Here is a 9299-nt window from a genome sequence, read left to right as displayed (position 1 = left end):
GACCCGGAGAAGGGCGCACCAGCCGCGCCCCGCGACCGCCCGAACCCGGAGAAGGGCGCGGGAAGGACCTCAGCCCGCCGCGACGCGCTCCAGCACCAGCTCGCGCACCCGCGCCGCGTCCGCCTGCCCGCGCATCTCCTTCATCACCGCACCGATGAGCGCACCGGCGGCCTGCACCTTGCCGGCGCGGATCTTGTCCGCAACGCCGGGGTTCGCGGCGATCGCGGCGTCCACCGCCGCGGTCAGGGCCCCCTCGTCGGACACCACGGCCAGCCCGCGCGCCTGCACCACCTGCTGCGGGGAACCCTCCCCCGCCAGCACGCCCTCCAGCGCGGTGCGCGCCAGCCGGTCGTTCAGCGTCCCGGCGTCCACCAGCGCCTGCAGCTCCGCGACCTGCTGCGGGGTGACCGGCGAGGAGGCCAGCTCGATGCCCTCGGCGTTGGCGCGGCGGGCGATCTCCCCCGTCCACCACTTGCGGGCGGCCGCGGCCGGGCACCCGGCCGCCACGGTGGCCTCCACCAGGTCCAGCGCCCCGGCGTTGACGACGTCGCGCAGCTCCAGGTCGGAGAAACCCCACTCGGCCTGCAGCCGCCTGCGCCGCGCCGCGGGGGGCTCGGGCAGGGTGGCGCGCAACTCCTCCACCCACGCCGGGTCCGGCGCGATGGGGACCAGGTCCGGCTCGGGGAAGTAGCGGTAGTCCTCCGCGTCGGACTTCTCCCGCCCGGACGTCGTCAGGCCGGTGTCCTCGTGCCAGTGGCGGGTCTCCTGCACGACGCGACCGCCGGCGGACAGCAGCGCCGCCTGCCGGCCGACCTCGTAGCGCACCGCCCGCTCCACCGAGCGCAGGGAGTTCACGTTCTTCGTCTCCGAGCGGGTGCCCAGCGGCGCCTCGGGGGAATCGCGCAGCGACAGGTTCACGTCGCAGCGCATGGAGCCCTGCTCCATCCGCACGTCGGAGACGTCCAGGCCGCGCAGCAGGTCCCGCAGCGTGGCGACGTACGCCTTGGCGACCTCCGGTGCGCGCCGGCCCGCCCCGGTGAGCGGCCTGGTGACGATCTCGATGAGCGGGATCCCCGCGCGGTTGTAGTCGACCAGGGAGTACTCCGCGCCGTGGATGCGGCCGGTGGCACCGCCGACGTGGGAGGACTTGCCGGTGTCCTCCTCCATGTGGGCGCGCTCGATCTGCACCCGGTACGTGAACGCCTCGCCGGTGCCGTCCTCCGACGCGGGGACCTCCACGTCGAGCCAGCCGTCGAACGCGATCGGCTCGTCGTACTGGGAGGTCTGGAAGTTCTTCGGCATGTCCGGGTAGAAGTAGTTCTTCCGGGCGAAGCGGCACTCGGTCGCGATGGTGCAGTTCAGCGCCAGGCCGATGCGGATGGCCGACTCCAGCGCCTTGGCGTTGAGCACCGGCAGCGCGCCGGGCAGGCCCAGGCTCACCGGGTCCACCTGGGTGTTCGGCTCCGCGCCGAACTCCGTGGGGGCGCCGGAGAACATCTTCGTCACCGTCGACAGCTCGACGTGGACCTCCAGGCCCATCACCGGGTCGAACCGCTCGACGGCCTCCTCGAACGGCATCGTCCGCTCGCTCACGCGCCTGCCCCCGTCCTCGTCACGGCCAGCTCCGGAACCCGCTCCAGCAGGGGCCCGCCCCAGCGCTGCACGAGCAGCGCCTCCAGCGCGGCGCCCACCCGGTACAGCCGCGCGTCCTCGCGCACCGGCGCCAGGACCTGCAGCCCCACGGGCAGGCCGTCCTCCTCGGCCAGGCCCACCGGCAGCGACATGCCCGGGATGCCGGCCAGGTTCGCGGGGATCGTCGCGACGTCCCCGGCGTACATCGCCAGCGGGTCGTCGAGCTTCTCCCCCAGCCGGTACGCCGTCGTCGGCGCCGTGGGCGAGACCAGCACGTCGACCTGCCCGAACGCCGCGGCGAAGTCGCGCTGCACCAGGGTGCGGACCTTCTGCGCGCTGCCGTAGTAGGCGTCGTAGTAGCCGGCCGACAGCGCGTAGGTGCCGAGGATGATCCGCCGCTTCACCTCCTCGCCGAAACCGGCGGCGCGGGTGGCGGCCATGACCTGCTCGGCGGTGACGCCGTCGCCGCCGGGCACGACGCGCAGGCCGTAGCGCATGCCGTCGTACTTGGCGAGGTTGCTGCTGGCCTCGCTGGGCATGATGAGGTAGTACGCGGGCAGCGCGTGCACGAGGTTGGGGCAGCTGACCTCGACGACGTCGGCGCCGGCCTCGGTGAGCAGCGCGACGGCCTCGTCGAAGCGGGCCCGCACCCCCGCCTGGTACCCCTCGCCGCCCAGTTCCCGCACGACGCCGACGCGGACGCCGGCCAGCCCGCCGCGGGCGCCCTCGCGCGCGGCGGCGGCCAGCGCGGGCACCTCCCCGGGCAGGGACGTGGAGTCGTACGGGTCGTGCCCGGCCATCACCTCGTGCAGCAGCGCGGTGTCCAGCACCGTGCGACCGCAGGGGCCGGCCTGGTCGAGGCTGGAGGCCATCGCGACGAGCCCGTAGCGCGACACCCCGCCGTAGGTGGGCTTGACGCCGACGGTGCCGGTGACGGCGGCGGGCTGGCGGATCGAGCCGCCGGTGTCGGAACCCACCGTGAGCGGCACCTCGAACGCGGCCAGCGCGGCGGCCGAGCCACCGCCGGAACCGCCGGGGATGCGCTCCAGGTCCCACGGGTTGCGGGTGGGCCCGAACGCGGAGTGCTCCGTGGTGGAGCCCATCGCGAACTCGTCCATGTTCGTCTTGCCGACGACGACGAGCCCGGCCGCGCGCAGCTGCCTCACGACGGTGGCGTCGTAGGGCGGCACCCAGCCCTCGAGGATCCGCGACCCGCACGTCGTGGGCATGCCGCGGGTGGTGAGCACGTCCTTGACGCCGATCGGCACGCCCGCGAGCGGGCCGAGCTCGGCGCCGCGCGCCCGGTCGGCGTCGACGGCGGCGGCGGCGGCGAGGGCCTGCTCGGCGGCGACGTGCAGGAAGGCGTGCACGCCGCCGCCGGCGTCCCCGTCGACGGCGGCGATCCGGTCCAGGTGCGCCTGCGTCACCTCGACGGAGGAGACGACGCCGGCCCGCAGCGCGTCGGCGATGCGGGCGGCGTCCCAGCGGGTGAGGTCCCCGGCGCCGCTCACGCGTCCTCCCCCAGGATCATCGGCACCCGGAAGCGCCCGTCCTCGACCTCGGGGGCCGCGGCGAGGGCCTCCTCGGCGGTCAGGCCGGGGCGGACGACGTCGGGCCGGGTGACGTTGCGCAGCGGCAGCGGGTGGGAGGTGGCGGGCACGTCGTCGGTGACGGCGGCGGCGACCTGCTTGACCGCCTCCAGGACCGCGTCGAGCTGGCCGGCCATCCGGTCCAGCTCGTCGTCGGTCATGTCGATGCGCGCCAGCCGCGCCAGGTGGGCGACCTCGGGACGGGAGATGACGGACACGGCGGTCGAGTCTAGGACCGCCGCGCCGCCCGGCTCGGCGCGCGGTGCGGCGGCGGCCCACCCGGGGGGCGCCCGCTAGCGGCGCGCTCACACCAGCAGCTGCGTCGCCGCCAGCTCCCGGTACAGCGGCGAGGCGTCCAGCAGCTGCGCGTGGGTGCCGCCCGCCACGACCCGGCCGGCGTCCAGGACGAGGATCTGGTCGGAGTCGACGACGGTGGACAGCCGGTGGGCGACCACGAGCAGGGTGCGCCGCTGCGCGGCGGCGTCCAGCGCCCGGCGCAGCAGCGCCTCGTTGCGCGCGTCGAGGCTGGCGGTGGGCTCGTCCAGCAGCAGCAGCCCGCCCCCGGGGCCCAGGTCGGCCAGCAGGGAGCGGGCGATGGCCAGGCGCTGGCGCTGCCCGCCCGACAGCAGCACCCCGCCCTCCCCCACCTGCGCGTCCAGCCCGGCCGGGGTGCGGGTGGCCAGCTCCGCCAGGCCGACGGCGGCCAGCACCCCGCGCACGTCCTCCTCGCCGGCGTGCGGCGCGGCGAGCAGCAGGTTCTGCCGCAGCGTGCCGGCCAGCACGGGCGCGTCCTGCTCGACGTAGCCCAGCCGGGCGCGCAGCTGCGAGCGGGGCAGGTCCCGCACGTCCACCCCGTCGACGCGGACCGCGCCGGAGTCGACGTCGGCGAAGCGCTCCACGAGCGCCAGGACCGTGGACTTGCCCGCCCCCGAGGGCCCGACGAGGGCGGTGCGGGACCCGCGCGGCACGCTGAAGCTCACCCCGTCCAGGGCCCGCTGCCCGCCGGGGTGGGTGAAGACCACGTCCTCCAGCTCCAGCAGCGGCGGCCGGGTGCCCGGCCGCCGGACGCCGCCACCGGCTCCGCGGGCGGCGGCGGGGCGCGGGGTGCGCGGCTGCTCCTCCTCCACCTGCAGGCGCAAGACCTCGTCGATGCGGGTGAGGGCGGCGATGCCGGACTGCAGCACCGTCCAGACGCCGAACAGCTGCCCGAGGGGGAACACGAGGGTGAACAGCAGCAGCACGAACGTCACGAGGTCGGCCACGCTCGTCTGCCCGCCGGCGACCCGGGCGCCGCCGACGCCGAGGACGGCGATGAAGGCGCCCTGGAAGGCGACACCGGCGATCGGGGTGATGGCGGCCCGGACCCGCACCTCCCGCACCGCGGCGTCGCACGCCTCGCGGGCGGCGCCGACGACGCCGGCGAGCTCGCGCTCGCCGTCGCCGCTGGCGCGGATGGTGCGCAGCGCGGACAGCACGCGGGCCACCGCCGCGCTCATCGCCCCCACCCGCTCGCGGCCGGCCAGCTCCACCGCAGACAGCCGCCGGGAGGTCAGCAGCACCGCGGCGATGCCGACGGCGACCGCCGCGACGGTGACGGCCAGCAGCACGGGGTCCAGCAGGCCCATCAGGACGAGGGCGCCGAGCGCGGTGAGCAGCACGCCCACCGCGTCGAAGAGCCCGGAGGTGACGACCGCCGACAGCGCGGTGGTGTCGCCGCTGACCCGGGAGATCAGGTCGCCGGAGACGCGGCGGTCGCGTTCGGCGACGGTGATGCGCACCAGGTGCTCCACGAGGCCGCGGCGCACCTGCAGCACGACGTCGGCGCCCGCCCGCTCCAGCAGGAACTGCTGCACGCCCCCCGCCAGCGCCGCGACCACGAGCACCGCCACGAGGACGAGCACCCGCGGCAGCAGGTCCGCCCCGGTGCGCACGGCGTCGATCACCGCGCCGACGAGCAGCGGCTGCACCAGCGTGGCCGCCGCGCCGAGCAGGGACAGCGCCACCGCCGCGGCGATGGCCGGCCGGTGCTCGCGCAGGTGCGGCAGCAGCATCCGGCCGGCCTGCCGCGGGCCCAGCGGGGTGGGGGCGGGGTCGCCGGCGGCGACCGGGTCGGTGCCGTCGGTGGGGGTGTCAGCGGTTCGCTCGGCCACGCCCCGACTCTGCGACGCGGCCGCACCGCCGGGCGTCAGCCGGAGGTCGCGGACTCCTCCGGCAGCCGCACGACCCGGCGGGCGGCGGCGGGCGCGGCGGCGTCGGCGGGGTGGGCCGGCTCGCGCTCCTCACCCACCGTCGGCACCGCCTTGGGCCGGCCGCGGCGGTGGTCCCACACGTCGCGGGCGATGACCTGGACGATGCTGGCGACCGGGATGGCCAACAGCGCCCCGAGGATCCCGGCCAGCTCCACCGCCAGCAGGATCGCCACCACCACCGTCAGCGGGTTGAGCTTCACCGTGCGGGCGAAGATCAGCGGCTGCAGCAGGTGGTTCTCCAGCTGCTGGTAGACGAGGAAGAACACGACGACCGCGATGCCCGCGGGCACCGACTCCACGAACCCGGCGACGGACGCCACGACCGCGCCGATGGTCGCGCCCACCAGCGGGATGAGGTCGGCGAGGCCGACGAAGAGGGCGATGAGCCCCGCGAAGGGGACGCCGGTGACCTTGAGCACGACGTAGGTGAGGGTGCCGCAGATGACGCTGATGAGCAGGTTGCCGGAGATGTAGCCGGTGACGGACTTCGCGCAGTCGGCACCCACGCGGCGCAGCCGCTGCCCCGTGGCGGGCGCGAACAGGTTGGTGAACCCGTCGACCACCTTCGGGCCCTCCAGCACCATGAGGAAGGCCAGCACGAAGATCGTCGCGACGCCCGCCACGCCGGTCGCCACGCCGGACAGCACGCCGGCGGCCGGGGTCGTCAGGCCCGTGGCGAACTCCCGGATGCGCTCCTGGTTGTCCTGCACGTACCGCAGCGCGTCGGTGCGCTCCAGCAGGTCGCCGACCGGTCCGCGCCCGGCGCGGGCGTCGTCGACGAGCTGCGGCAGCTGCCCGGCGAAGCGGGTGCCCTCCTGCGCCAGCGGCACGACGAACAGGGTGCCGATGCCGGCCAGCGCGATGAGGATCACCAGGAAGACGACCAGCGTCGCGAGGACGCGGACCCGCCCGCCGAGCAGGCGGCGCTGGACCCAGCCGACGACGGGGTACAGCGCGACGGCGAAGAACGCCGCCACGACGATCCACGTCAGGACCTGGGACGTCTCCCGGACCACGTACAGCAGCAGCGCCGTCGCCAGCAGCAGGCCGATGATCGTCAGGACGGTGCGGACCGTGCCGGAGGAGGGGGCGCGCTCGTCGGAGATGCCCCCCAGCGCAGGTGCGCCCTGCGGTGTCGGTGTGCTCACCACACCGCTGTTCCCCGCGCGGTCGTCCTCATGCGCCGGGGCGGGGATCGCGACGGCGCTACCCGGCGGCGGGTTCCGCCGCGTCCGGCTCCGCCGGCAGCGCCACCGCGTCGGGCCCGCCCGCCAGCAGGGCGGCGAAACCCTCCTCGTCGAGGATGCGCACCCCGAGCTGCTCGGCCTTGTCTGCCTTGGAGCCGGGGGCGTCGCCGACGACGACGAACGACGTCTTCTTCGACACGCTGCCGGAGGCCTTGCCGCCGCGGACGAGGACCGCCTCCCGGGCCTCCTCCCGGCTGAAGCCCTGCAGCGTCCCGGTGACCACGATCGTCAGCCCCTCCAGGGTGCGCGGCACGGACTCGTCGCGCTCGTCGGCCGTGCGGACCCCCGCCTCGCGCCACTTGTCGAGGATCGCCGCGTGCCAGTCGACGGCCAGCCAGTCGCGCAGCGCCTCGGCGATGACGGGCCCGACCCCCTCGGTGGCGGCCAGCTCCTCCGCGCCGGCGGCGCGGATCGCGTCGAGGCTGCCGAAGCGCGCGGCCAGGGCGCGGGCGGCGGTCGGACCGACGTGGCGGATCGACAGCGCCACCAGCACCCGCCACAGCGGCCGGGACCGGGCCTCCTCGAGGTTGCGCAGCAGCCGCTGCCCGTTGGCCGACAGGCTGCCGTTCTTGTTGGTGAACAGCGGCACCCGCAGCAGGTCGTCGGCGGTGAGGGAGAACACGTCGCCCTCGTCGCCCAGGACGCCCGTCGTCACCAGCGCGGTGGCGGCCTCGTAGCCGAGCGCCTCGATGTCGAACGCGCCGCGGCCGGCGACGTGGAAGACGCGCTCGCGCAGCTGGGCCGGGCAGGAGCGGGAGTTGGGGCAGCGGATGTCGACGTCGTCGGCCCGCTCCGGGCGCAGCTCGGCGCCGCACTCCGGGCAGTGCGCGGGCATCACGAACTCCCGCTCGCTGCCGTCGCGCAGGTCCACGACCGGGCCGAGGACCTCGGGGATGACGTCACCGGCCTTGCGCACCACCACGGTGTCGCCGATGAGGACGCCCTTGCGCTTGACCTCCTGCGCGTTGTGCAGCGTCGCCAGGCTCACCGTGGAACCCGACACGAGCACCGGCTCCATGAACGCGAAGGGCGTCACCCGCCCGGTGCGCCCGACGTTGACCCGGATGTCGTGCAGCGTCGTCGTCACCTCCTCCGGCGGGTACTTGTAGGCGATGGCCCAGCGCGGCGCGCGGCTCGTGGCCCCGAGGCGGCGCTGCAGGGCGATCTCGTCGACCTTGACGACGACGCCGTCGATCTCGTGCTCGACGTCGTGGCGGTGCTCGCCGTAGTGCCGGACGTAGGTCAGCACGCCGTCCAGGTCGGGGTGCACGACGGCCCGCGGGGACACCGGCAGCCCCCAGGCGGCCATCGCCGCGTAGGCGCCGGACTGCGAGGCGGGCTCGAAACCCTCGCGCGCCCCGACCCCGTGCACGATGGCGCGCAGCGGCCGGGTGGCGCTGATGCGCGGGTCCTTCTGCCGCAGCGAGCCCGCCGCCGCGTTGCGGGGGTTGGCGAAGGGGGCCTTGCCGGCGTCGGTGAGGGAGGCGTTGAGCTCCTCGAAGGCGGCGACCTCGAAGTACACCTCGCCGCGGACCTCCAGCAGCGCCGGGTGCCCGGAGCCGGCCAGGCGCTGCGGGACGTCGCCGATGGTGCGGACGTTGAGCGTGACGTCCTCCCCCGTGCGCCCGTCACCGCGGGTGGCGGCCCGCACGAGGCGCCCGTCCTCGTAGAGCAGGTTGATCGCCAGGCCGTCGATCTTCGGCTCGCACAGGTAGGTGGCGGCCTCGCCGACCTCCTTGACCACCCGGGAGTGCCACAGCTGCAGCTCCTCGGCGGAGAAGGCGTTGTCCAGGCTGAGCATCCGCTGCCGGTGGTCGACGGGGGTGAACTCCGTGGAGAACGTGCCGCCGACGGTCTGGGTGGGCGAGTCGGGGGTGCGCAGGCCGGGGTGCTCGTCCTCCAGGGCCCGCAGCTCCCGCTCCAGGGCGTCGTACTCCCCGTCGGACATCACGGGTGCGTCGCGCAGGTAGTAGGCGAAGCGGGCGGTGTTGATCCGCTCGACGAGGTCGCTCCAGCGGTGCCGCGCCTCCACCGGCACGGGGGCCTGCTCCGCCGCGGGCGCGGTGGCCGCCAGCGCGGCGGTGGGGGCGTCGGGGGCCTCGGCGTCGGGGGCCTGCGTCTCGCTCACCAGCCGCATTCTGCCGAGCGGCACCGACACCCGCCGCGCCGAGCGGCGCGGGTCTCAGCCGCCGGGCAGCGGGCGGCGCAGCACGACCATCTCCAGGTCCGCGCGCCGCGGCAGCCCGAAGCGGGGCTCGCCGTAGGGGAACGGGCGCCGCTCCCCCGTGTCCGCGAAGCCCCGGCGCCGGTAGAAGGCGATCAGCTCCTCCCGCTGGCGCAGCACCGTCATCTCCATCGCGGTGCTGCCCCACCGGGTCACCGCCAGCCGCTGCGCCTCGGCCAGCAGCGTGCTGCCCAGCCCGCCGCCCTGCGCCGTCGGCCGCACCGCGAACATGCCGAAGTAGGCGGCGTCCCCGCGCCGCTGCAGGTGGCAGCAGGCCAGCGGCCCACCCCCGCCGGCCGCCTCCGCGAGCAGCAGCACGCCGGCGGGATCGGCCAGCAGCCCCGCCACCTCCGCGGCG

Annotated in this window: 7 protein-coding genes; all 7 read right to left on the bottom strand. The window is 75.7% G+C overall.

Features of this window, described 5'->3' with window-relative positions; all coding sequences use genetic code 11:
- Nucleotides 1-69 precede the first annotated feature (69 nt).
- Complete coding sequence (gene gatB, locus ABEB16_RS07880; protein ID WP_345711712.1) at nucleotides 70-1578, bottom strand: Asp-tRNA(Asn)/Glu-tRNA(Gln) amidotransferase subunit GatB; 1509 nt, start codon at nucleotides 1576-1578, stop codon at nucleotides 70-72.
- Between the two features lie 11 nt (nucleotides 1579-1589).
- Nucleotides 1590-3143 (bottom strand): Asp-tRNA(Asn)/Glu-tRNA(Gln) amidotransferase subunit GatA, encoded by a 1554-nt coding sequence (gene gatA / locus ABEB16_RS07875; RefSeq protein WP_345711710.1) that lies wholly within the window; start codon nucleotides 3141-3143, stop codon nucleotides 1590-1592.
- Entirely contained in the window at nucleotides 3140-3439 is a 300-nt protein-coding gene (gene gatC / locus ABEB16_RS07870; protein WP_345711709.1) for an Asp-tRNA(Asn)/Glu-tRNA(Gln) amidotransferase subunit GatC, read from the bottom strand. The genes gatA and gatC overlap by 4 nt, the downstream gene beginning before the upstream one ends.
- An 87-nt stretch (nucleotides 3440-3526) precedes the next feature.
- Nucleotides 3527-5371, bottom strand: coding sequence for an ABC transporter ATP-binding protein (locus ABEB16_RS07865; RefSeq protein ID WP_345711708.1), 1845 nt, complete (start codon nucleotides 5369-5371; stop codon nucleotides 3527-3529).
- 35 nt (nucleotides 5372-5406) lie between these two features.
- Nucleotides 5407-6618: an AI-2E family transporter gene (locus tag ABEB16_RS07860; RefSeq protein WP_345711707.1), complete on the bottom strand. Its 1212-nt coding sequence runs from the start codon at nucleotides 6616-6618 to the stop codon at nucleotides 5407-5409.
- 58 nt (nucleotides 6619-6676) lie between these two features.
- The gene (gene ligA, locus ABEB16_RS07855) at nucleotides 6677-8854 is read right to left on the bottom strand and encodes an NAD-dependent DNA ligase LigA (protein WP_425560136.1); all 2178 of its coding nucleotides are present in this window, start codon (nucleotides 8852-8854) and stop codon (nucleotides 6677-6679) included.
- A 45-nt stretch (nucleotides 8855-8899) separates the two neighbouring features.
- A partial coding sequence (locus ABEB16_RS07850) for a GNAT family N-acetyltransferase (RefSeq protein WP_345711706.1) occupies nucleotides 8900-9299 on the bottom strand: 400 nt, incomplete at its 5' end.

The sequence above is a fragment of the Kineococcus glutinatus genome (assembly GCF_039542765.1).
In the GTDB taxonomy this organism is placed as follows: domain Bacteria; phylum Actinomycetota; class Actinomycetes; order Actinomycetales; family Kineococcaceae; genus Kineococcus_A; species Kineococcus_A glutinatus.
The sequence above is the reverse complement of the archived record's forward strand: the minus strand, read 5'-3'. Positions and strand labels throughout refer to the sequence as shown.